The sequence below is a fragment of the Nocardia sp. NPDC050718 genome (assembly GCF_040654235.1).
Classification (GTDB): Bacteria; Actinomycetota; Actinomycetes; order Mycobacteriales; family Mycobacteriaceae; genus Nocardia.
The window spans coordinates 417738-441640 of the sequence record NZ_JBFAHQ010000002.1 but is presented as its reverse complement, the minus strand read 5'-3'; the positions used below and the strand labels follow the sequence as shown (position 1 = coordinate 441640).

Below are 23903 nucleotides of genomic sequence, written 5' to 3'. Positions count from 1 at the left end.
TTTTCATCCCAAGGCCCGCAGGATCGCCGATCCGATTCGCTCGACGCCGGCCCGGCTCGTCGCGCTCAGCGCCGTGTACCCCAGATAGCCGTGCACGAGGCCCGGCTCCCTGATCAGCTCCGTCGATACCCCGCTGTCGGCAAGCCTGGCAGCGTAGGCCAACCCGTCGTCGCGCAGCGGATCGAAACCGGCGACGGTGACGAGAGCCGGTGCGACGCCGGTCAGGTCATCGGCGAACAATGGCGAAACCCGGGGATCGCGACGGTCGATGCCCGGCGGCACGAAGTGATTCAGAAACCAGTCGATCTGCTTGGCGGTGAGCGCCGGTGAGTCGGCGAACTCCCGATTCGACGGCCGGGATCCGCTCAGGTCGGTGACCGGGTAGATCAGCACCTGCAGCGCGGGGCGACGCTCGGGATCACGCACCCGCTGAGCGAGGACCGCGGCGATGTTCGCTCCGGCGCTGTCGCCCGCGACGACCACCCGGTCTCGCGGAATGCCCCACCCGGCGGCGTTGGCGAGGGCGAATTCCCACGCGACCATCGCGTCGTCGTGCGGTGCGGGATAGGGGAATTCCGGTGCCAAGCGGTACTCCACGGACAGGATGTCCATGCCCGTCCAGCGGGCGAGCAAACGTAGCGGGCCGTCGTAGGCGGCGCGGCTGCCGAGCACGAAACCGCCGCCGTGGAAGAACACGACAAGCCCTCCGGAGGAACTGCCCGCCCGATATCGAGTCGCCGCGAGGCCCCCCGGCAGCTCGAGCTCCTCGACCTCACGCATGGGCACGGGGCGCTCACCGAAGACGTCGACGCCCTTCGCCTCGGCGGCACGGGCTTCCGCCGGCGCCAGATCACTGAAATCGGGACCCTTGGCGATGGAGGCCATGAGCATCGCGATCTCGGGCGCCATCACCTCGCCGTCGGAGTTGGCGTGCGTTCCGACCATGCGCTCGAGCAGCGGTTTCGGCAGCCGCGCCAGCCCGATCGCGAGCTGTCGCTGCAGGCGCTCGCCGACCGAGAGGCGGGTCGTGGTGGCCGGGGCGCTCACGGCACACGCACCTTGCTCGCCGCGTCGGGCGTCGCCGTCGGCGGTACCCGCCGATCGTTCGCGGAGCTGAACCGCAGGTGATCGTCGCCGACCGGGCCCTTCAGCAGCTTCTTGTCAGCCTGGTAGGAGGTCAGCATCCGCCACGGCAGTCGCACGCCCTGCTTGGGCAGGGCGTCCGCCGTGCGGGTGACGTACCCCGAGTTGAGGTCGAGCAGCGGCTCGGTAGCCATCCCGGGCTCGGCGACCGGCACGACCTTGTCGTAGCCGTGCGCGTCCATATGCCTGATCAGCTGAATGACGTACTGCGCGGTCAGGCCGACCTTCATGGTCCACGACGAGTACTTCGTGTAGCCGAACGCGAACGACCAGTTCGGCAGGCCGGACAGCAGCATTCCGCGGTAGGTGACGCTGTCACCGATGTCGAACTGCTGCCCGTCGACCGTCTGCGGGATGCCGCCGAACATTCGCAGGTTGAGTCCGGTGGCGGTGACGATCACATCGGCCGGGATCTCCTCCCCCGAGGCCAGCCGGATCCCGGTCGCGGTGAAGCGATCGATCGTGTCGGTGGCCACCGAGGCCTTGCCCTCGCTGATCGCCTGGAAGAAGTCACCGTCGGGTGTCATGCACAGCCGCTGTTCCCACGGCTTGTACGGCGGGTTGAAATGGGTATCGACGGCGTAGCCGTCGGGCAGGGCCTTGCTGGTTTGCTGGCGCATCAGTTTGCGTCCCGAGTCCGGGAACTTGAGCATGTAGCCGACGAAGAGGAAGTCGCGCCACACGTTCTTGATCCGGGTCGCGGCGTATCCGCGCTCCAGCCCGAGAGTCCGGTAGAGGAACTTGGCGACCTTGTCGACACGCGGCAGCGTCATGACGTAGGTGGGAGTGCGCTGCAGCATCGTGACGTGTGCGGCGGCGCCGGGGCCTGTCGTCATCGCCGGAACCATGGTGATGGCGGTCGCGCCACTGCCGATCACCACGACGCGCTTGCCCGCGTAGTCGTAGTCCTCGGGCCAGAACTGCGGGTGCAGGATGTCGCCTGCGAAGTCCTCGCGGCCCTCGAACTGCGGCGTGTGGCCCTCGTCGTAGCGGTAGTACCCGGAGGCGCCGTACACCCAGTTGGTCTTGATCGCGACGGTCCGCGTCTTCTCCCCCGGGACCGCGACCTCGACCCGCAGCGTCCAGACGCCCTCGGCACTGGACCAGTCCGCCGACACGACCTGATGGTGGTACCGGATCAGGGCGTCGATGTCGTTCTCGGCCGCGGTCTCCTCGAGGTACTCGCGGATGAGGTGGCCGTCGGCGATCGCGTGCTCGTGACTCCACGGCTTGAATTCGTAGCCGTAGGTGTGGAGTTCGGAATCGGAGCGGACTCCCGGGTACCGGAAGAGGTCCCAGGTGCCGCCGATCCGCCCGCGGCCCTCGAGGACGACGATCTTCTTGCCGGGAAAGGCCTGCCGGAGGTAGCACGCCGACCCCACACCGGAGACTCCGGCTCCGATGATGACGATGTCGGCGGACTCGGGAGGGGCACTGCTGCGGGCCATGGTGAACTCCTGTTTTCGGATTGCCGGGCCGTTCTTCGACCCGTTGCCATCGTCTGCCAGCGGGTATGACCCATGCCACACAGATCCGTGGTGTTCTGGACCCGATTCCGGTGCAGAGTGCACCACCCCGAACCGCCGGACACAGCGCGATCAGGCGCCGCGCAGTGCTCCGATCGGCAGCATCACGTGCTTGGTCCTGGTGTAGTCCTCCAGGGCGTAGGTCGAGTTGTCCCGCCCGTAGCCCGACTTCCCGAAACCGGACCACGGCATCTCGTTGGTGAAGTTGAGGTGCGTGTTGACCCAGACCGAGCCGAAGTTCAGTTCCTCGGTGAAACGCAGCGCCCGAGCGGTATCGGCAGTCCACACCGAGGCCGCGAGGCCGTAATCGACACTGTTGGCTTTGGTGATCGCTTCGGTGTCGCTGGTGAAGGTCTCCACCGAGATCACCGGGCCGAAGACCTCTTCGCGGGACATCTCCGAGCCGAAGGCGACATCGACGAGGATCGTCGCCGGGTAGAAGAAGCCGGGGCCTTCGGGTACCTCGCCCCCGAGCACGACGCGGGCGCCGTCTCGACAGGCCCGGTCCACCATGTGCGCGACGCTGTCGCGCTGCTGCGCACTGATCAACGGACCCAGTTCGAACTCCGCACCCGATGCGGCGTTCCCGCTGCGGAGCTCGCCCGCCGCCGCGGTGAGCGCCGCCACCAGTCGATCGCGGACGTCCTCGTGACAGATCACCCGGGTGGCCGCGCCGCAGTCCTGGCCCGCGTTGCCGTATCCGGTGGCCACCAGGGTCGGGACGAGGTCGTCCAGATCGGCGTCCGGGAACACGATGACGGGTGCTTTGCCGCCGAGCTCGAGGTGGACACGTTTGATCGTCGTCGCGGCGCCCTCCGCGACCAGCTGTCCGGACCGGACGCTGCCGGTCAGCGCCATCATGTCGATGTCGTCGTGACGGCTCATCGCGTCACCGACGGTCGAGCCCTTGCCGACGACGATGTTGAGCACCCCCGGCGGCAGGATGCCGGTGGCGAGCTCGGCGAGAATCAGGGTGCTGAACGGGGTCAGCTCGGCAGGCTTGAGCACCATGGTGTTTCCCGCCGCGAGTGCTGGGGCGATCTTCCAGGCCGCCATCAGCAGGGGAAAGTTCCATGGTGTGATGGCACCGACCACGCCGACCGGCTCGCGGCGGATGTAGGAGAGCCGGTCCTGGGCGTACTGGCCGGGAGCCGGCGCCTGGGCCGTCCGCGCCGCACCGGCCATGAACCGGAAGCAGTCGGAGATCAACGGAATCTCGTACGCGGCATAGGCATACGATTTCCCGACGTTGAGTGCTTCGAGCGCCGCCAGCAGCTCGGCCTGCTCATCGATGGCGTCGGCGAACCGGAACAACGCCTCGGCGCGCGCGCCCGGCGTCAGCCGGGCCCAACCGGGCAGCGCCGCGCGCGCTGCCGCGACCGCGGCATCGACATCGGCCACGGTGCCCCGCGCCGCGACGCCCAGCCGGGTGCCCGTGCCGGGACCGATCACCTCGACGGTCGAGGTGGCCGTACTCGCGACGAACGCGCCCCCGATGTAGTGGACCGGCGCCAGGTCGTCGATGCGCTGCTGGGCGTCGGCCAGGATCTTTTCGGGACTCATGGCATGTTCCTTCAGTCGGTGGTGGGAGTCGGGATGTAGGTGGGGCCGAGCGCGAGCACCGGAGCGAGCAGATCGTCGTCGACCATCTGGTCCGGGGTGGCCTCCGCGGAAGGCGTCCGCGTCTGGCCGGGATAGCCGACCGCCCGCCGCGCCTCGGGCGCCATGTAATAGGTGCAGCTGAGGAAATAGAAAGCCGCTTCCACGATCTCGGCGGGCCAGCCCGCGACGATCTCCGGCGACAGCTCGTCGACCCCGGCGGCGAGCTGGGCGACATGGAGGAACGCCCCGGAGAGTTCGGGGTCGACTCGCAGGGCGCGGTCGAGCAGAACGTCGTAGCCGGGCAGCGCGGTCATCCGGGGCGAACGCTCGCTTCCGGGGAACCACAGGTCCGCGATCCGCGCGGCACCGGTACGCGTTTCGTCGTCGGGGAAATCGATCACAGCGGAGTCCTTTGGTCAGCGGCGGTCTCGATCAGATGCTCGGCCGCACGCAGTGCGAACGCGGTGATCGTCGGCGTCGGATTCACCGCGGATGACGTCACGAAGACGCTGCCGTCGAAGATGTAGAGGTTGGGCACGTCGTGGGATCGCCCGTAGCCGTCGACCACGGAGGTCGCGGGGTCGTCGCCGCAGCGGGCGGTGCCGAGCAGATGCCACCCGGTCTCGCCCCCGAAGTCCACCCGCTTGGTGGATACGGCGCCCGCGGCCTCGTGGACCTCGGTGAGCCGGTCCAGGTGCCAGTCGAGGGCACGCTTGCTCTCGTCCGACATCCGGTAGTGGATCTTCGGCGCCGGGATACCGTCGCTGTCGACGAGATCGGGATCGAGGGTCACTCGGTTGTCGAAGACGGGCAGATCCTCGATCGATGCCGCGAGCTCGTACGAGCGGCCGTGCAGGCGCTCGATCAACGCGTGCCCAGCGGGACCGCTGCGCTCGGCCAGCGGCAGCTCCGTGAACCGCTGGAGCAGGCTCACCGGCCCCTGATGCACCACTGCCGTCCATTTGGCGCCGCGATGGAAGCCGCGGCTGGTGTCGGTCTCGGCGAAATGCATCGACCAGACCGGATGACTCTCCGGCCCGATCCACGGTTCGAGGTCCTGCTCGTACTCCCCCAGCACGGTCGCCACCGGATGCATCATCAGATTGCGTCCGACGTAGCCCGACGAGTTCGCGAGCCCGTCCGGGAACAGCGAGGAGGTGGACAACTGCAACAGACGCGGTGTGCCGATTCCGTTGGCGCACACGATCACCACCGGCGCGGAGGTATGCCGCTCGACACCTTCGCGGTCGATCCAGGTGGCACCGGTCGCCAAGCCCTGGTCGGAGACGGTGATCTCCCTGACCCGCGCCCCGACCACCAGTTCGACGCCCGCTGCGAGCGCACCCGGCCACATCGCGACGTCGAAGGACGCCTTCGCGCCCTCCGGACAGCCACTGCCGCAGGTCCCCCAGCGAGCACAGGCCCCGCGCGAACCGAGGCCCTGCGACAGGATCGCCGAGGTGCCGGGCCACCATCCGATGCCCAGTTTGTTCATGCCCTCGGCCGCCTTCCGGCCGATCCGGCCGATGGGCAGCGGTGGTTGCGGAAGCACGTAGCCCGGCGGGTAGGCGGTGTTGCCATCGAGACCCGAGGCGCCGATCATCTCGTCGATCGCCTCGTAGTAGGGCTGCAGGTCCTCGTAGGTGATGGGCCAGTCGTCGGCGATGCCGTCCAGGGTGCGAACCCGGAAGTCGGACGGAATCATCCGCGGCCACTCCGCCCAGAACAGGACGCTGCTCCCGCCGACACCGTTGAACATCAACGGGTGCACGTCGGAATCGGAGTCGTCGACGGGGTAGTCGCTCGGGCGGCGGCGATGGTTCGGATTCGGGTTCCACCGGGAGGCGACGAGCAGGTCGCGTTCGAGCTTCTCGCTGGGGTAGTCGGCGACGTCGGGCCAGTCACCCTGCTCCAGAACGGTGACCCGGAATCCGCTCTCGGCCAGCAGCCGGGCGGTGGTGACGCCGGACGGACCCGCGCCGATGATCAGCGCGTCGACGTCGTCCCTCCTGCCAGAGGTGCCGGTCGTGGTCATGACATGCTCCTAGAGGTAGTTATTTATATCGATCGTTTGTGTTTGAATAGAGAGATGCCGAAGATCGTCGACCATCACCAACGCCGTGCCGAGATCGCTGACGCCGTGCTCGCGATCGTCGCCGAGGAAGGTGTCTCAGCGGTCACCCTGCGCGACGTCGCGGTGCGCAGTGGGTGGTCCACCGGAGTGCTCAACCACTACGTCGGCGGCCGGGACGACCTGCTGCGCCTCGCCTTTCGTCAGGCGTTCCGGCTGTCCGGCAAGCGCTTGGCCGCGATCGCCGAGGAGACCGGGCTGGATCCGATCGAGCGACTGGTTCGGGTGCTGACCGCGCAGATACCTCTCGACGGACCCTCGATCGCGTTCGGCCGGATCACCCTGTTCTTCTATGCCGAGGCGGCGAGCTCCCCGGACAAGCTGGGGCAGGAGATGATCGACTACCTCACGTCGTGGCGCTCGACGGTTCAGGTGCACGTCCACGCGGCGCTGGTTTTCCGTGACCTGCCGACCGCGCGGTCGCGGGAAATCGGCGACTATCTGGTCGCACTCATCGACGGCTACGGCAGCTACGCGGTGCTGGGCTCCAAGCTCTGGGACGGCGACGATCCCACGGCCGCGCCGCCGGTACGGCTCTGGGTCGACGCCGCCCTCGCGATGAGCACCCTCGACGCCACCCATCAGTGAGCCTCACACACCGGGGCCGGCGTACCCGTCGAGGCGGAGCCCGCCGGCCACCGCGTCGCGATGGCAACGAGTATGCCGGTCATGGTGTCGCTCCTGCGCTAGATCCGTGGGACCGATCACCGGCCCGGTAGCAATAATTCGCCAGCGCCTATGGCGCGCGCCACACAGATCTGGTGTGTCCGTGGTCGCCGGCCGGTGCAGAGTGCACCGTCACTCGCGCCCGTCGCCCCAGGAGTCCGTGGACCTCAACCACGCCCGGTCCTCGATCAGCTCACGGCAGGTGCCGGCGTTCTCCCACTCCGGGCTCGCGAGCAGGGCACGGTGGAACGGGATCAGCGTCGGGATACCCGATACCGCGGTCTCGTCGAGCGCCTTGCGCATCGCGTCGGTGGCGGCGCGGCGATCCTCGCCCCAGGTGATCACCTTGGCGATCATCGGGTCGTAGTAGGGATGCACGGTGTCGCCGTCGACGACACCGCTGTCGACTCGGACGCCGTCGCCGGCCGGGACGACGAAGCGGTCGATCCGGCCGGGGCCGGGCCGGAAGCCCTTGGCGGCCGACTCCGCGTTGATCCGGCACTCGATCGCGTGGCCGGTGATCCGCACGTCGGACTGCGCGAAGGACAGTGGCTCGCCCGCGGCGATGCGGATCTGTTCCGCGACCAGGTCCAGGCCCGTGACGAGTTCGGTGACCGGGTGCTCGACCTGGATGCGGGTGTTCATCTCCAGGAAGTAGAAGTCGTCGCCGACGAGCAGGCCCTCGACGGTGCCGACGGAGTGGTAGTTCGCGGCCTTCGCCGCGAGCACGGCGATCTCACCGAGGCGCTGGCGCTGCGCGTCGGTGAGCACGGGGCAGGGCGCCTCCTCGATCAGTTTCTGGTGTCGCCGCTGGATCGAGCAGTCGCGTTCGAACAGGTGCAGCGTGGTGCCGTGGGTGTCGGCGATGATCTGCACCTCGACGTGGCGCGGGTCCTCGAGGTAGCGCTCGAGATACACGGTGGCGTCCCCGAAGAAACGCTCACCTTCCCCCGACGCGCCCTCCATCGCGGCAACGAGCTCGTCGGGGCCATAGGCCACCCGGAATCCCTTGCCGCCACCGCCACTCGCGGCTTTGACGGCAACGGGATAGCCGATGGCTTCCGCCATCGCGAACGCCTCGGGACCGGGAACCACCGGCTCGGTGTAGCCGGGGACGACCGGGACACCGGCGGCCGCCACGGTTTCTCGTGCCCGGATCTTCGACGACATCATCTCCATCGACTCCGGACTCGGGCCGATGAACACCAAACCCGCCGACGTGCACGCGCGAGCGAAGTCGGGGTTCTCCGACAGCAGCCCGTAGCCGGGATGGACGGCCTGGGCGCCGGTGGCGAGCGCCGCCTCGATGATGCGATCGATGCGGAGATAGCTCTCCGACACCGGTGCCGCACCGATCGGCACCGCTTCGTCGGCCAGGCGCACGTGCAGGCTGTCCGCGTCGACGTCGGAGTGAACGGCGACGCTGGCGATGCCGAGCCGCCGCAACGTCGTGATGACGCGCACGGCGATCTCGCCGCGATTGGCGATGAGGACCTTGTCGAACACGACCTCAGCCCTCCAGCGTCACGAGAACATCGCCGTCGGAGACGACGGAGCCGACCTGGACGTGAACCTCCGCGACGACACCGTCGTCCTCGGCCTCGACCGGGATCTCCATCTTCATCGACTCGAGGATGAGCAGCACATCACCCTCCCCGACCCGGTCGCCTTGCGCTACGACGACCTTCCACACTGTCGCCGCACAGTCGGCTGCGATCTCGATCATGGTTGTTCTTCCTTTCCGATGGTGCGGATTTCGCGCCGGGTGATGGTCATCAGTGACGGCGCAGTGGCCCGCGTGCCTGGCTCACGGCCGCGGCCAGTGCTCCCTGACTGCCTTCGAGGAACGCGGCCACGACTTCGCGGGTCTCGCGGGGGTCGATCATGTGCTCCACGCCGAACGCCTCGACGGTGCGCCACGGATCGACGAGCGAACCCATGCGCGCCTCGATCTCCGCCCGCATCCGGGCAGGATCCTCGGCCGCCTCGATCTCGCGCCGGTAGGCGGCCTCGACACCGCCCTCGATCGGAAGGTCGCCCCACTCGCCGCTGGGCCAGGCCAGCCGCAGTCCCAGCCGGTCGGGATTGGCCGTCGCCGACACTGCCAGGCCATACGCCTTTCGGACCTGCACCGTGATGATGGGGACGGTCGCCTCGACCACCGACCGGATCGCGCGCACGCCCCATCGCATGACGTTGGCCCGCTCGGCCTGCGGGCCGACCATGAAGCCGGGGACATCGACGAAATAGAGGACCGGCAGGTGGAAGGTGTTGCAGAGATTGATCAGCCGCACCTGCTTCTCGGCGGCGGCGGAGTCCATGGCCCCGCCGAGGTGCTGCGGGTTGCTGGCCAGGACACCGATCGGCATCCCGTTCATCCGGGCGAGACCGGTGACCAGGCTCTTTCCCCACCGGGCGCCGATCTCGAAGAACGACCCCTCGTCGACCACGGCCTTGACCACCCGTGCCGCGCGATACGCCTGCCTGCGGTTCTCCGGGATGATCTCGAGGAGCTCCGGCGCACGGCGATCGACGGGATCGTCGCACGACGTGCGCTGCGGAAGCTCCCAGATGTTCTGGGGCAGGTAGCTCAGTACCGCGCGCATCTGCGCGATCGCGTCGTCCTCGTCGCGCGCGAGATTGTCGACGGTGCCCGAGCCGGTCGCGGCGGGTCCACCGCCCAGTTCGTTCTTGTCGATGTCGAGGCCGAGTGCGCGCCGGACCAACGGCGGGCCACCGGCGAAGATCACGGAGTCCTTGGTCATCACCGAGAAGTGGCTGGCCACGGCGCGCGCCGCACTGGCACCGACGGCGGCACCGCTCAGCATCGTCAGCACCGGCACTTCGTCGAGGAGCTCGAACGATCGTGCCCAGCTCATGGAACTGGTGAGGTAGGCGTGCCCCTTCTCCTCCTGCGCCGCGACATCCCCACCGATGCCCTCCACGAACAACAGCAGCGGGATCTTGTACTCGTGGGCGAGGTCCTCGACGAACCCACCCATCCCGCCTTTCATCCGGTCGAGATAGCTCTGCGGGGCGCCGGCACGCACGGTGAAATCCTCCCCGCCCAGAGCCACGTGCCTGCCGTCCACCTTCGCCAGGCCGCAGACGTAGCTCGCGGGGAGGGTTCCGAGCCGGTTGCCCAGCGCGTCGCGTTCCTCGAAGACGGCGAATTCACCGATCTCGCTGAAGCTCTCGGAGATGGCCGCGATCCGTTCCCGAATCGTGTTCCGGCCCTGCGCCTTCTGCCGGGTGACCCGGCGCTCGCCGCCGAGTTCGCGGGACAGGGCGCGCCGACGGTCGAGTTGGGCCAGGGCGTCCGGCCAGTTGAATCCACCAGGTGTGGTCATCGGGGCACTTCCATGACGTCGGGCGACGTGATGTCGCGGGAGAGCAGGTGTTTCTGAACGACGCCGGTCCCCGCGCTGCGGACGAACTCGGAGCCGTCGGTGACGGTGAGGTATCTCGGCATGGCGAATCGGGGTAGCACGGTGCGGCAGTGCTCGATGAAGTCCGCGAGCACCACCGACTCCCCGTCCGGGACGACGAAGACCTTGATCTCGTCCTCGCCACCGTGCTCGTCGCGAACCGCGATGGCGACACATTCGCGGACACCGGCGGCGGTGTTGAGGCTGTGTTCGAGCTCCCACACCGAGATGTTCTCGCCGCGGCGGCGGAAGCTGTCGGTCCGGCGCCCGTCGAAGTACAGGAACCCCTCGGCATCGACGTGCCCGGAATCGCCGGTGTGGAACCACAGGTTGCGCCACGCCTCGGCGGTCGCTTCGGGCCGTCCCCAATAGCCGAGGGCGGCCATATGCGGGTTCTGCGGGCGGAAGACGATCTCCCCCGTCTCGCCCGCGGGCAGCGGCCGGTCGTTGTCGTCGACCACCGCGACATCGATCGCGTCGTGCGGGTGTCCGGCAGCGCCACGGCGTCGCTGGTGCACGCTGTCCATGGCGATCCCGTCGCATTCGGTCTGACCGAACAGGGTGAGGACGGGAATTCCGAGACGATCCTCGAACATCTCGTAGGCGATCTCCGGCACCGGTGCTCCGATCAATCGCGTCAGGCGGTGCGTACCCGGCTCGGGCAGCGTGCCCTGGGCGAGGATCGACAGCATCGCGCCGACTCCCGTGGCCCAGCTCGCGTCGAACCGCCGGACGTCGGCGAAGTACTCCGAGGCCGAGAACCGCTCCCGGAAGGCCATCGAGCCGCCGGACTGCAGGCACGCCGTGAGCTGGACGTGGAAGTCCACGTGGAAGAACGGGAGCGGGAAGTAGCCGATGTCATCGGCCCGGAGACCGAGCCGGTCGATCCACACGTGCGCGGCGAGGGTGGAGAAGTACGCGCGGGGGAGCATCACCCCCTTGGCCGGGCCCGTCGTTCCCGAGGTGTAGAGGATCGTCGCGAGCTCACCGGGGCCGAAGCGCCGCTGAGCGGCGTCGAGGTCTTCGCGCGCGGCTTCGCCGACCGGCTCCACCGGCAGTTCGGTCATGGGCAGGACATCCCTGATCGTGGCCTCGCGGACCCGTTCCAGCAGATCGTCCTGACAGGCGATGAGGCTGGGGTCGGAGTCGGTCAGGACGTGGGCCAGCATCGGACCCCGGAGCTCGACATTCACCGACACCTCGACCGCGCCGACCCACCAGATGCCGAACATCCACACGACCCGGTCGATCGAGTTTCCGCTGACCAGCGCGACCCGATCCCCCGCGGACACGCCACGACGGGTGAGTGCCGCTGCCACGCGGCGGGCACGGTCGGCCAGCTCGCCCACCGTGAGGATCTCGTGATGCGACCGCAGTAGCGGACGGGCGGGGTCGCTCGCGACTGCGCGCAGCAGGTCGTCAACCGGACTGACGTGATCGACCGCGGGTGGTCGAAGCCTGCTGACCTCATTCACGACGAGATCCCTCCTCGAATGGATTGGGGGTTTCTTATTTGGGACACTTGATATAAAACGATAGGGAAACAACATCTGTCAAGGACAACCTGGAGATGCCATGATCGTGATTGCGCCATGAGCTGGACGACGACGGTGCATCCGTGGTCGTACGACTTCGACTACCTGGGCCATCTGACCGCCGCCGCCTACACCAAGGCCTTCGAGCAAGCGCGCGTCGAGTACCTGCGCGACCGCTGGCACACTCGCCACCCCGCCTATGTCGTGGCCGCGCATCGCATGCAGTACCGCAAGGAGATCCTCGAGGAGACCGGCCCACTGCAGGTCGTGATCCAGCCGGTGCGCGTCGGCCGATCGAGCGTCGACCTCGCCGAGCTGCTCCTCGATGCCGAAGGCACCGTCTGCAATCGCTCCGAGGCGACCCTCGTGGCGTGGGATGCCCTGGCCCGCACCGCACGCCCGTTCACGGCGGACGAGCGCGTTGCGCTCACCGCCGACCTCGACACCGATCCCCCACCACCCGCCGCGGGGCCGACCCCCGCCGACACACAGGAGACCGAGAGTCACGATGACCGCTGAACACACCACCGGAAAGCGAATCCTGGTCACCGGCGGCGCCGGCGAGATGGGCGCACACGCCTGTCGAGCGCTCGTCGGCGCCGACGAGGTCGCCGAAGTACTCATCGCCGACCGAAACGAGCAGGCCGCCAAGGCGTTGGCCGACGAGCTCGGCGCCGGTGCGACTCCCCTCGCGCTGGACATCTCCGACGCCGCGGCCCTCACCGACGCACTCACCGGTGTCGACTTCGTGCTCAACACGACGGGGCCGTTCTACCGCTTCGGCCCGCTGGTCCTGCGCGCCGCGATCGCGACACACACGCACTACCTCGACATCTGTGACGACTTCGAGCCGACCCTGGACATGCTCGACCTCGACGCGGAGGCACGCGCGGCGGGCATCACGGCCGTGATCGGCGTCGGCGCGAGCCCCGGTATCAGCAATCTCCTCGGCGTCCTCGCGATGAACGAGTGCGACGAGGTGGAGACGGTCTACACCTCGTGGCGGGCCTCCGGGTTCCAGCGTGCCGAGGTCGACACCGGTGTGCAGTCCTCCGCCGCGATCGAACACTGGATGCACAACTGCACCGCGACGATCAAGGTCTGGCGCGACGGCGGGCTCGCCGACGGACAGCCGCTCGAGGAGCGCACGATCAGCTACCCGGGGCGGGGTGCGGCATCGGTCTGGGTGTGTGGTCACCCCGAGCCGCTGACCCTCCCCCGGTCCCGCGACGGCGTGCGGGAGTCGCTCAACCTCATGACCTCACGTCCGCTGCTGATGGAGGCGCTGATCCGCACCGCGGGCCGGGTGCACTCCGGTGAACTCGATGTCGCCGGGGCGGGCCGAGCGCTGGTGCTGGAGCCGAACACCATGGGGTCGGCGGCGGGGCCCGCGCCGTCGCTGCCGGTGCTCTTCGCTCTCGCCGAAGGCACCAAGGGCGGCAAACGAATCCGCGTCGGCGCCCGGCCGCTCGTGGTCCCCGACGACAGCATGGGCACGATGACCGGTATCCCGCTGGCCGTGGCGACCCTCATGGCCGCGCGCGGTGAGGTCGACCGGCCGGGTGTGCACGGGCCCGAGGTCATCGACGCCGCCACCTTCTTCGACGACCTGGCGCAGTACGCCCGGCATGGCTCCGCCGAGGAACATCCGGACGGGGTCGTGGAGGTCGTGGTCGAGGAGATCACCGCCTGACCGACCGCTGCAAAGGGGTGGCACCGCGATCCGGTGCCACCCCTTTTGTCGTCCATGCGGAAACCCTGAAGTCGCTGCAACTGTCGGACCCGCCCAGCGCTCATGCCGAACTGGGCGGGTCGAAAGTCTTCGTCACACGACCGGCGTCGCAACCCCCGAAACTCGGCGGTCGGCGAGCTCGGCGGCGGACGCCGCCGCCACCTCGGCGGCCGCTCGTTCACCGGCGATCACCGCGCCCTCCATCGAACCGGTCCAGACGGGCGAGGTCTCCGAGCCCGCGAAGTGCACCCGACCGGCCACCGCGACCGAGCCCGGCCCGCACGTGGTGACGAGCCCGGGCGACCAGATCGGCACGCACCCCGTCGTCCAGCGCTCTTCGGTCCAGTTCATCTCGTGGTACTCGACCGGGTTCAGCGCCTCCTCGCCGAACGCCCTGGCCAAACCAGCCAGGACCGCCGCTCGACGACGGGCCGGGTCGGCAGGCATGGGGTCGGGCAGATCGGCACTGCGTCCGCCGTCCCCGCGCGCGAAACCGACCAGGACACCCTCTTTTTCGCCGGGCGCGGTGTCGTCGAAGGTCAGCATGAGCGGCGCGGAGTCGCTCATGCTCGCGCCACTGAGACCCTTGCGGCGCCAGAAGGGCTCCGAATAGACCACGTGGACCTTGAAGGCGTGCGCCATCGCCAGCCGCTCGCCCAGGTTCCGCTGCGGCAACGGGAGCTGGGGATCGATACTGATCGCGGTGCGATCGGCCGGGCTCATCGCGATCACCACGCGGCGGGCACGGTGGGTGACGCCCGCGGTGTCGACCTCGACATGGTCGTCGAACTGCCGGATCGCGAGCGTCGGCACGCCGAGGACGAGCCGGTCGCCGAGTTCGGCGGCCATTCTGATGCTCAGCTCGGCCGAACCGCCGGTGAACGAACGCTCGGAGCCGCCCGACAGGGAGGCGAGCAAGGCTTCCACGCCGCCGATCGCGCGGATGTGGCGCAGAACGTAGAACAACGACAGGTCACCCGGCTGGGCTCCCAGTGTCAGGGCACCGATGATGGCCCACAGCGTGCGTGCCGTCGCGGTCTTGGTGGTGCGGTTCACCCACGACGCGAACGTGCGGGCATCCAGTGCCGCGGCTTCGGGCGTCGCGAGCGCGTCGTCGCCGTCCGGACAGCGCTTGCACCAGCGGTCGAGCCGAATCAACGACTGCATGAAGTCCGCCGACCCCACGGGGTCCGCCGACCACGGCATCGAGCCGTCGAACCGGATGACGCGACCGCGCCGCTCGAAGACCGACTTGCCGTGCTCATGGTGCGGCCAGGTCGCCACCCCGAGCTCGTCTCCCAGTGCGATGAGCCGCTTGTACTCCGGTCCGACGAGCTGGCCGCCTTCTTCGGCGAATCGACCGTTGACGAGTTGATGGGTCTTGGTGCGCCCGCCGACTCTGTCCCGTGCTTCGAGGACTCGCAGAGACGTGATACCCGCCTGATCGAGACGTCGCGCGGCGACCAGCCCCGAAAGGCCTGCACCGACAACGATCACATCGACCATCGCGTTCTCGTATTCCATGGGGTCCTCCTACAGCACTGTCCGGATGTCGTAGTCCAGCTTCGTGACCGAGGTCACTGACGCTCTACTACAACCCCCACAAGGTGCGAACCGCCGGTGGTGCACAATTCACCTGCCGATAACCGAGCCGCCCAGGGTGCTCGGCCCAAGACCCGGAATTCACACTCGGTGTACCGGTTCGGAAGCACTTCGGCCGGCTCCCCTCAGCGCCGCAGCGCGCTCGGCCGACAGTTCACGGCCACCGGTGCCGCTCGAGTGCCGTCGCATCCGGGGCCGGTATCAGCGTCGGCGACCCGCGGTGTGCATGCCGCACAGCTCGGCCCGAGGAGCTGGTGCGCATGTGCGTGGATCGTCACGCACGAGGCGGTGAGTCTAGAGATCAGCGTCACATCGTCCGCAGTGACGCCTTCGTGGGCGGGGACAACCCGTCGGGACACTTCGAACAGATCGGATGGACACCGTGGCTGAAGAAACGACGACCGGCGCAACCCTTCGGAGGGCCGACCGCAACGCTCCGATCAGCGAGATCCTCGGGATCCTCGCAGCGGACGGCGCGGTGATCATCGAGCGCTTCCTGACGGCCGACCAGGTAGCTCGACTCAATACCGACATCGAGCCCTCGCTGCAGGCCATCCGTCCCGGGTCGCGGGTCGACGACGACGGGATGCAGGTCTTCTTCGGCGCCAACACCAAGCGGTTGACCAACATGATCACCCACAGCGAGACCTTCCGGAAGGAGATCATCGACGACGACGTGCTCCACGCGCTGAGCGACGGCATCTTCCTCGAGGAGGCCGGCAGTTACTGGATGGTGACCGGCCAGGTGATCGAGATCGGTCCGGGCAACGCCGCGCAGCCGCTGCACCGCGACCTCGAGAACTGGTACCCATTCCTGAGCCTGGGACCGGCCGGCCCGGAGACCGGCGTGAACTTCTTCTTCGCGCTGACCGAGTTCACCGAGGAGAACGGCGCCACCCGCGTGATCCCGGGCAGCCACACCTGGCCGGACTACGAGGACCGAGGCACACCCGAGCAGACCATCCCCGCCACCATGAACGCCGGCGACGTCCTGCTCTTCAGCTCCAAACTGGCGCACGGCGGCGGCGCGAACGTGACCACCGACTTCTACCGCCGGGCGCTCAGCATCGGCCTCTCCCCCAGCATCCTCACCGGCGAGGAGGCCTACCCATTCCTCGTCTCCATGGAGACGGCGCGCACGCTGTCGCCGCGGGTGCAGAGCCTGATCGGTTTCCGCTCGCAGTACCCGAAGGGCACCGCGGGTTTGTGGATGAGCGACTACCACGAGCTCTCGGACTACCTGGGGCTCTGAGCGGTCCCCGAGCGGCACGCATTCTGCACGAAAAATGGCTGGTCAAACATGGAACGCCATGTCTGACCAGCCATCGTCGAAAGCGACATCTGGACTCCCCCAGCCACCCGCGCCTCGACCGAGCCCTCACCGGCTCCGGTCCTATTCGGGCAGTCCCGCGTGACCGAACCACGCCTCGACGACACCGCAACACTCCCGTGGCGTTTGTCGAAGTAGGGCACGGTTTCCAGCACAATCAAGCGATGCTCGAATGGGTGAGCGCCGCTGGCGCACGAGCGCGGATGAAGTCGACCGCGCTGCGTGCGCGAATGGACCGGGCGGCACTGAGTCGCCGCACAGGTCGGATCCGATTGTTCGCCGCGGTTGGGCTCATGCTGGTCGCCGGACTGGTCGTGGCGTTCGCTGCCTACGGGCTCCTTCGCTGGATTACACCTGTCGATGAGGCCAAGGCCGCGGCCGAGATCGACGTGACCAGGATGGCGTTGACGGTTGTGGCGGGTGTGGGTGGTGTGGTCGCGCTGGTGATCGCCTACAGACGCCAGCGTGATCTCGAGCAGGGCCGGTTCGTGGAGCGCTTCGGCGCCGCGGCGGCCCAGCTCGGGGCGACCGACGTCGCCGTCCGAATCGCCGGGGTGTACGCGATGGCCGGCGCCGCCGACGAATCCGAGGGCCTACGCCGCCAACAGTGCATCGATGTCCTCTGTGGCTACCTGCGCCTGCCCTATGACGCCGAGCACGGCGCCAGTGGCCGGACCAAGTTCGTGGTCAAGGCGCCCCGCGTCGAGCACGGGCGAGTTCGTGGGGAAACCGAGGAACACATCGAGTATCGGCAGAATGACAGCGAGGTCCGGAAGACCATCGTGCGAGTGATTGCCGATCGTCTGCGACCGGAGGCCGAATACAGTTGGTCGGCAAGCGACTTCGACTTCCGCACCGCTCACCTCGAAGACGTCGACTTGAGCCGTGCGGCATTCTCCGGCGCCGCGAGGTTCGCCGAGACAACGTTCACCGGTGCCGCGACGTTCGAAGGCGCGACATTCACCCGTAGCGCCATTTTCGAAGACGCGACGTTCACCGGCTTCACCACCTTCGACGAGGCGACCTTCACCAGCGCCGCAAACTTCAGTAAGGCGACGTTCACCCGCGTCGCCTCCTTCGACGGGGCGATGTTCAACGGTGACGCGATCTTCGACAAGGTGGCGTTCACCAGCAGCTCCACGTTCAACAAGGCGACGTTCACCGCCGACGCCACCTTCGAAGAAGCGACGTATACCGGGCTGTCCGTGTTTCAGGAGGCGACGTTCAGTGACGCCACATTCGACCGGGCGACGTTCAGCGATGGCTGGTTCACCAAGGTGATCTTCACCAGCGACGCCAGGTTCGAAGAGGCGACGTTCATCGGCTTCGCCAAGTTCGACGGGACGACGTTCACCGGCGACGCGACGTTCGACGGAGCGACGTTCACCAGCTTCGCCAAGTTCGACGGGGCGACCTTCACCGGCAACGCCACGTTCCACGAAACGACGTTCACCACCAACGCCACGTTCGAAGAGGCGACATTCGCGGGCATATCCAGTTTCGTAGCTGCCGACTTCGGCTCGGGGCGAATAGCCTTCACCCGGCCGCGGCAGTGGGGTCCGCCGCCGCCGGTGTTCGATTGGGGCAATGATGGCGTCGGGAAGCCGAACAATGTCGAACCACGAAAATGGCCGCCCGTCGCGAGCACCATGAACTCCCCACGCGTACGCGACCGCACAGCGGTCGAGAATTGATCCCTCTCGACCGCACCGAGCTGGGTCGAGGGTATGCGGGCTGGCCGTTGGCGACTCGTCCGGAGTTGGGGGGTGTTGGCGTGGCTCATGCGTCAAGCGCGCCGCACCTAGGGACCGACCTGCCATATCGACCGCCAACATCTCGAAACTGACCGAGGAAGGCTGACATAGCCAGCCTCACAACTGAATCGCCCTGCATCAGCCGCAGCGTTGACCGAACGATCCGGGAGCCGCACCGCGGCGGCTGATCGCACATGCACAGGGTTCCCATGATCAGTCGCCGCTTCGGTGTGGCCGGTCGCACCTCGCACTCCGGATCGATTCTGGCCCAATGTATCCGAGGACACTGGCGGGATCGAACAAGGGTTCGCGCCGATGGTCAGCCCCGAGTACCCGGCAACCGCGACAAAGTCGCGTCGAACATCTCGTCAACGATCTGCGGAGTGACCCTTGTACCACCGAAAGTGATGGTGGGTGGAGCAGGGTGCCCCACGCCAGGGACAGTCCACCGCGGCATTTCCTCGTATTCCTTGAACCGCACAGCCTTGGCGAACACTTCGTACACACCGCGCTCGGTGAATGCCGCGCACTCACTGCCGTCCAGCGCCGGCGAGCGGTCGACCAGACACAAGATCGCCTCCTGAGCGGGGATTCCCAGATACGTGCGTGCCATGGACTCCCGGCTGGCCGAGATCTCGGGAAAGGTGTCGATCCCCGGGTAGATCCCGAACTGCCACAATGCCTCCGCGACAGCCAGGCCCTGCGACGGCAGCGGCCGTCCGGCAGTGGGCCGGCGACGCCGATCCGTGATGTGGAAGTCGTTGTAGACCTCGCGTCCATCGGCGATCAGTAACAGCTGCCGGAACATGCCCGACGGGTTCTTCATCTCGCCGCGGTCGGCGACCAACCGAAACATAGTGCCGTCGACTCGAACGTCGTAGTGGAGCCGAGTGCGGTAGTGCGGCGCCAGCCTCAGCTCACGCCTGAGGTCAGGCCGTTTGGTGCCGTCCACCTTCGCATGGAGTTTCCCATCCAATCCGGTTCTGACGGTGAAGGTGTAGGTGATCGATCGATCCGCCCGCAACGTCACTGTCAATCTGGCCGAGCGGCCCTCGTCGCGCCGGAGCGGCGCCCATTCCGGGTGCTGGCGATCCGGCGCGTTGGGGTGGATCTGCGAACTCGATCGTCGGGCAGAGGTGGCCGGTTCCGTGCCGGTCGAGCGCGTGGTGCGGTTCTCGTTCGATCGGGCTGGAGTCGCGGCAGGTGGCCGGCCGGTGGAGGTCGGGCCGTGGGATGGTGGCTGGAACGCCTTCTCCAGGGTGTCCAGCAGCCTAGTCGTGTCTGCGCGGAAGGTTTCGTGGCGCAGGTGAACGGCGTTGCGAAAGGCCAGGGTCTGCAGCGCGGGCGGCAGGTGTGCCTGGCTCGGCATCGCGGCGCCGTCGACGAGCACCGATATCACCCGAATGTTGCGGGACAGCGCTGCAGCGATCTCTGCAGCGACGAGATCGCCGGGGGTATCGAGTCGACGCTGCCCTTGCGTGTTGGTGACTGTCGCCCAGCGTTGTCCGATCAGCGCCAGCAGTACAGTGCAACGGCCGATCGCGTCGGCTACGACCTCGGTGAAATCGACACCGGGTTCGATCGAGTCGATGTCCATGAAGACTCGATCATCGCCGAACCTATCTGTGAGCCGGTCGAAGAGTCTGCCTGCGACGTGTTGGGTGTCCTCGCGCCGGTAGCTCAAAAACACCATCCCGGGACGTCGCGCTGCCGATTCGATCGTGACCACTTCACCTCCCAGGTCTGCCCGGAACGGGCACTACGAGAGTATGGCTGGGCCGGACTTGTTCGGATAGGAGATTTGCGGGCGATGCCGTGGTTCCCGGAGTGGTTTCCCCCGTTGCGGGTGAGGTTGTCGGATTGTCGCCTTGGCAGAGTCGGCGGTATCGGCCGGTTGGCGATCCTGGGTGGAGGGCCAGTATGACGACGCACGCGCGCGGTGCTACGGAGCAGACACGCTCGATAGGGCAGGCAGCACGCTCGTATTTCGACTTCGACAACGACCGCGACTTCACCGACGTGAGTCGCGGCCTTGTCGCGGAATTGCCGAACGACGGTGTGATCACCGACGAGTCCGGTGCGGTGGTGTGCTGGCCTTCGCCTCTGCGAGGAACGTCAGTGCCGGAAAGGTTGCCGTGGCGGTCTGTCGTGCGGCCGGCTCGTCGATCGCGATCAGAGCGCGCAGCCGTTCGAACGTCAGCGTTGACGGAACAGGCATGGAAACGCTTTCGGGTCAGGTCCGCGTCTTGCGGACACGCTGCCAGCCCTCGGCCGCCCACGGGGCGTACCGGAGCCGGGTCGGCAATCGGCTGAGGAGCGGGTCGAGGGCGCGAACCGTGGCCGCGGCACGCTGGAATCGGCGCTCGCGGCGCTCGTCCCAGTCCAGCGCGCAGGCCGCGCGCAGTTGCGGTGGCATCGTTCCGACGATCATCGTGCGGATGTAACCGTTCAGCGGCGCGGCCAGCACGGTCCAGATCGGCGACGGCACCGACGAGGGGCCGGGCACACCCTTGCGGATGTATCCGGTCGCGTAGGTCAGCGTCTTGTTGGGTGCGAAGCGGTCGAGCATGCCGTCCCAGTACGCGACGAACTCGTCGTAGGTCTGCGGCTGGCTGCGGGCGCTGACCCCGTAGTGCCGGTACCAGATCTTGCTTTCCTCGAAGATCTGGGCCTTCTCCTCGTAGGACAGCTTGCGCACGAAAGTGTCTGTGCAGTAGAGGATCTGGTCGACGAACGTCGCATGCGCCCAATAGAACAGCTCGGGGTTGAGGGCGTGATAGCGCGAACCGTCGGGCATCTCCCCCTTGATGTTCTTGTGGAAGTCGCGGACCGTGTTCCCCCACGTGTAGGGCTCGTCGCTGTAGACGGCCTTCAGCACCGGGGGCGCGGTGCGCATGGCGCGGCCGAGGAAGTCACCGAAGATGATCGAATGGTCGGTGACCCCCTGCGCAAGCTCGGCGACCGCGTTCTCGGTGCCGGCCAGCCGCTGGAAGCCGAACAGCTGAACTCGGTAGTCGCCGTAGAACTTCCAGATCAGCGAGTCGGGGCCGAGCCGTGGCGCGGAGTCGATGTGCTGCTCGTCCACCACCATCGGTTCCGCGTCGCGGACCCGCTCGCGATAGGAGGTGTGGGTAGGTTGCTCGGTCATCACGCACTCCGCCGGGAGTGGTTGTGCGCGTCGCTCGTGCGGCGCGCCAGCTGGATCGGCAAGTTGTCGACCGGGTAGGGGCCGGTGCCGAAACCGATCCGGGGCAGGTAGCCGCGGGGCACACTCCACGCGTACCGCAGCAGCATCTTGTGCAGGATCGTCTTGGCTTCCATCCCACCGAAATACATGCCGATGCACTTGTGGGCACCGCCACCGAACGGCGCGAAAGTGGTGCGATGACGTTTGTCCTCGCGCCGGTCCGGGGCGAATCGTTCCGGATCGAAGCGGTCGGGGTCGGACCACCACGGTTCCATCCGGTGCCCGGACGACAGTGCCAACCCGATCAGAGTGCCCTTCGGCACGTAGTGGCCGAGAATCGAGGTGTCGGCCACGGCTTCGCGGGCGAGCATGCCCACCGGCGAGCACATGCGCAGGGTCTCCTTGAACACCAGATCCAGGGACGGCAGCTGTTCCAGGTCGTCGTAGTCGAGGGAGTCCTTGCCAAGGGCCAGGCTCTCGGCCCGCACGCGCTCCTGCCAATCCGGGCGCTGGGCAAGGAAATACGTCATCATGGCGATGGTCGTGGTCGTCGTGTCGTGGGCCGCCATGAGCAGGAAGATCATGTGGTTGACGACGTCGTCGTCGCTGAACTCGGCCCCGGTCTCGTCTTTGGCCCCGCACAACACCGAGAACAGGTCGGTGCCCGGGTCGGCGCGCTTGGCGGCCAGCTGGGAACGGAAGTACTCCTCGAGGACCTTTCGCCCACGCAGGCCCGCGTGCCAGCGACCACCGGGAATGTCGGCGCGCACGATCGCCAAGGTGGCCTCGACGGACGTGGTGAACGCGCGATGCAGCCGCCGTGCTTCGGATCCGAGCCGGGCACCCATGAACACCGAGGACGCGATGTCGAGGGTGAGCTGTTTGGCGGTGGGGTACATCATGAATTCGGCGCTGGGTTCCCACCGGGCCAGCGACTCGTCGATGGTCTCGTTCATGGTGGCGAGGTAGCCGACCAGGCGGGGCCGGGTGAAGGCCTGCTGCAAAATGCGGCGATGGAACATGTGCTCCTCGGCGTCCATCAGGATGATGCCGCGCCGGAAGAACGGTCCCAGGAACCGAGTCCAGCCCGAGCTGGCGAAGGTCCGGTCGCGGTTGGCGAGCACCTCCCCGGCGGCCTCCTCACCCACCGCGAGCACCAGCCGGGTACCGAACGCACTGGTCCAGTGCACGGGACCGTAGCGGTCGTGGAGCAGACGCTGCATGCCGAGCAGGTCGTCGAAGACGTTGAGCGAGTAACCGACCAGCGGCAGCCCACCGTCACCGCGGACGGGCAGTAGCCCGCTGCCCGCCGGGGGCTGCGCCAGATCGGAGGGCCGGGCGGGCAGGCGCAGGGCAGCGCCGAGGATCACCGATTCCGCCTGCCGGGCAAGTGCTGTGATCATGACCGCTGCGCCTGTCCGGCCAGCCGGCGCCGGTATTCGGCGCGCTCGGCGCTGTCGTTTGCCGCGAGCCCGCGGTCACGAAGTCCGCCCACCCGCAGCGTCGTGTCGACGACCGCGCCGGGCAGTACCCGGGTCACGTCGACGGCGGCGCCGAGCCAGCGCGGCAGGACCATCTCGGCCCGCCGGTGGCGGACGCTGTCGACGATCGCGCGGGCGACATCCTCGGGTTCCAGCGACAGCGCGCTGGGCAGGCTCGCGCCCGAACCCAGATCGGTGTGCACCAGGCTCGGCATGACCGTGCTGACACTCACGCCGTGTTCGGCAACCTCGGCGCGCACCGACGTGCTCAAACCCACCACCGCGTGCTTGGTACCGCAGTAGACCGCCCCACCGGGGGTCGGCATCTTGCCGGCCAGGGAGGCGACATTGACGATATGGCCGCGCCCGCGCTCGATCATGCCCGGCAGCGCGGCCTGCATCCCGTGGATCGGGCCCCAGAAGTTCACGTTGATCTGCGCGGCGCTGATGTTGGTGGGCTCGTCGAGGAACGTGCCCAGCGGCATGATGCCGGCGTTGTTCACCAGGATGTCGACCGGCCCGGCCGCGGCCAGGAAGCCGTCGATCGAGGCGCGCGAGGTCACGTCGAGAACGACACCGCGACTGCCGATTTCCTTCGCGGTCGTCTCGACCGTCGCGGCGTCGAGATCGCCGATCGTGACCGCGGCGCCCCTGGCGGCGAACAGCGCGGCAGTCGCCCGGCCGATGCCGCGGGCACCGCCGGTGACGGCCACGACGGCGCCGCGGAGATCTATTGGTGGGTAATGCGTCAGCAGGGACATCGTTGTTCCTTCTCTTCTACCGAGG

The 23903-nt window shown here is 67.7% G+C and carries 19 protein-coding genes; 5 read left to right on the top strand and 14 right to left on the bottom strand.

Going from position 1 to position 23903, the window contains the following annotated elements:
- Window positions 1-3 precede the first annotated feature (3 nt).
- The 5 genes from AB0H54_RS11505 to AB0H54_RS11485 all read right to left on the bottom strand — a co-directional run bounded on the left by AB0H54_RS11505 (window position 4) and on the right by AB0H54_RS11485 (window position 6306).
- Window positions 4-1047 carry an alpha/beta hydrolase gene (locus AB0H54_RS11505; protein ID WP_357344836.1) on the bottom strand — a complete coding sequence of 348 codons (1044 nt, stop codon included), beginning with the start codon at window positions 1045-1047 and terminating at the stop codon, window positions 4-6.
- Window positions 1044-2591, bottom strand: a complete 1548-nt coding sequence (locus tag AB0H54_RS11500; protein ID WP_357344834.1) for an NAD(P)/FAD-dependent oxidoreductase — start codon at window positions 2589-2591, stop codon at window positions 1044-1046. The genes AB0H54_RS11505 and AB0H54_RS11500 overlap by 4 nt, the downstream gene beginning before the upstream one ends.
- Before the next feature lie 150 nt (window positions 2592-2741).
- Entirely contained in the window at window positions 2742-4232 is a 1491-nt protein-coding gene (locus tag AB0H54_RS11495) for an aldehyde dehydrogenase family protein (protein ID WP_357344832.1), read from the bottom strand.
- Window positions 4233-4243: 11 nt separating this feature from the next.
- A complete protein-coding gene (locus AB0H54_RS11490) occupies window positions 4244-4672 on the bottom strand; it encodes a hypothetical protein (protein WP_357344830.1) in 429 nt (142 codons plus the stop codon).
- Complete coding sequence (locus AB0H54_RS11485) at window positions 4669-6306, bottom strand: GMC family oxidoreductase (protein ID WP_357344828.1); 1638 nt, start codon at window positions 6304-6306, stop codon at window positions 4669-4671. The genes AB0H54_RS11490 and AB0H54_RS11485 overlap by 4 nt, the downstream gene beginning before the upstream one ends.
- 54 nt (window positions 6307-6360) lie before the next feature.
- On the opposite strand from AB0H54_RS11485, the gene AB0H54_RS11480 reads away from it, so the two are divergent.
- The gene (locus AB0H54_RS11480; protein ID WP_357344826.1) at window positions 6361-6990 is read left to right on the top strand and encodes a TetR family transcriptional regulator C-terminal domain-containing protein; all 630 of its coding nucleotides are present in this window, start codon (window positions 6361-6363) and stop codon (window positions 6988-6990) included.
- 210 nt (window positions 6991-7200) lie between these two features.
- Here AB0H54_RS11480 and AB0H54_RS11475 read toward each other — a convergent pair whose 3' ends face one another.
- Genes AB0H54_RS11475 through AB0H54_RS11460 form a run of 4 tightly spaced genes read right to left on the bottom strand, consistent with a single transcriptional unit; the run spans window position 7201 to window position 12046 of the window.
- Entirely contained in the window at window positions 7201-8574 is a 1374-nt protein-coding gene (locus tag AB0H54_RS11475; RefSeq protein WP_357344824.1) for an acetyl-CoA carboxylase biotin carboxylase subunit, read from the bottom strand.
- Between the two features lie 4 nt (window positions 8575-8578).
- Entirely contained in the window at window positions 8579-8794 is a 216-nt protein-coding gene (locus tag AB0H54_RS11470; protein WP_357344822.1) for a biotin/lipoyl-binding carrier protein, read from the bottom strand.
- Between the two features lie 49 nt (window positions 8795-8843).
- Window positions 8844-10418: a carboxyl transferase domain-containing protein gene (locus AB0H54_RS11465; RefSeq protein WP_357344820.1), complete on the bottom strand. Its 1575-nt coding sequence runs from the start codon at window positions 10416-10418 to the stop codon at window positions 8844-8846.
- Entirely contained in the window at window positions 10415-12046 is a 1632-nt protein-coding gene (locus AB0H54_RS11460; RefSeq protein WP_357344818.1) for an AMP-binding protein, read from the bottom strand. Before AB0H54_RS11460 ends, AB0H54_RS11465 begins: the two co-directional genes overlap by 4 nt.
- Before the next feature lie 42 nt (window positions 12047-12088).
- Between AB0H54_RS11460 and AB0H54_RS11455 the strand changes: the two genes are divergently transcribed.
- Window positions 12089-12550, top strand: coding sequence for an acyl-CoA thioesterase (locus AB0H54_RS11455; RefSeq protein ID WP_357344816.1), 462 nt, complete (start codon window positions 12089-12091; stop codon window positions 12548-12550).
- A complete protein-coding gene (locus AB0H54_RS11450) occupies window positions 12540-13724 on the top strand; it encodes a saccharopine dehydrogenase NADP-binding domain-containing protein (protein ID WP_357344814.1) in 1185 nt (394 codons plus the stop codon). Before AB0H54_RS11455 ends, AB0H54_RS11450 begins: the two co-directional genes overlap by 11 nt.
- Before the next feature lie 132 nt (window positions 13725-13856).
- Here the strand turns inward: AB0H54_RS11450 and AB0H54_RS11445 are convergent, their stop codons facing one another.
- Window positions 13857-15287: an FAD-dependent oxidoreductase gene (locus tag AB0H54_RS11445; RefSeq protein ID WP_357344813.1), complete on the bottom strand. Its 1431-nt coding sequence runs from the start codon at window positions 15285-15287 to the stop codon at window positions 13857-13859.
- A gap of 460 nt (window positions 15288-15747) precedes the next feature.
- On the opposite strand from AB0H54_RS11445, the gene AB0H54_RS11440 reads away from it, so the two are divergent.
- Together AB0H54_RS11440 and AB0H54_RS11435 are read left to right on the top strand one after the other, a co-directional pair.
- A complete protein-coding gene (locus AB0H54_RS11440; protein WP_357344811.1) occupies window positions 15748-16617 on the top strand; it encodes a phytanoyl-CoA dioxygenase family protein in 870 nt (289 codons plus the stop codon).
- A 242-nt stretch (window positions 16618-16859) separates the two neighbouring features.
- Window positions 16860-18389: a pentapeptide repeat-containing protein gene (locus AB0H54_RS11435; RefSeq protein ID WP_357344809.1), complete on the top strand. Its 1530-nt coding sequence runs from the start codon at window positions 16860-16862 to the stop codon at window positions 18387-18389.
- Between the two features lie 379 nt (window positions 18390-18768).
- Here AB0H54_RS11435 and AB0H54_RS11430 read toward each other — a convergent pair whose 3' ends face one another.
- The 4 genes from AB0H54_RS11430 to AB0H54_RS11415 form a co-directional block, all read right to left on the bottom strand.
- Entirely contained in the window at window positions 18769-20178 is a 1410-nt protein-coding gene (locus tag AB0H54_RS11430) for a toll/interleukin-1 receptor domain-containing protein (RefSeq protein WP_357344807.1), read from the bottom strand.
- A 504-nt stretch (window positions 20179-20682) separates the two neighbouring features.
- Window positions 20683-21597: an oxygenase MpaB family protein gene (locus tag AB0H54_RS11425; protein WP_357344805.1), complete on the bottom strand. Its 915-nt coding sequence runs from the start codon at window positions 21595-21597 to the stop codon at window positions 20683-20685.
- Window positions 21597-23039, bottom strand: a complete 1443-nt coding sequence (locus AB0H54_RS11420; RefSeq protein WP_357344803.1) for a cytochrome P450 — start codon at window positions 23037-23039, stop codon at window positions 21597-21599. The genes AB0H54_RS11425 and AB0H54_RS11420 overlap by 1 nt, the downstream gene beginning before the upstream one ends.
- Complete coding sequence (locus tag AB0H54_RS11415) at window positions 23036-23878, bottom strand: SDR family oxidoreductase (protein WP_357344801.1); 843 nt, start codon at window positions 23876-23878, stop codon at window positions 23036-23038. Before AB0H54_RS11415 ends, AB0H54_RS11420 begins: the two co-directional genes overlap by 4 nt.
- Between the last annotated feature and the right edge of the window lie 25 nt (window positions 23879-23903).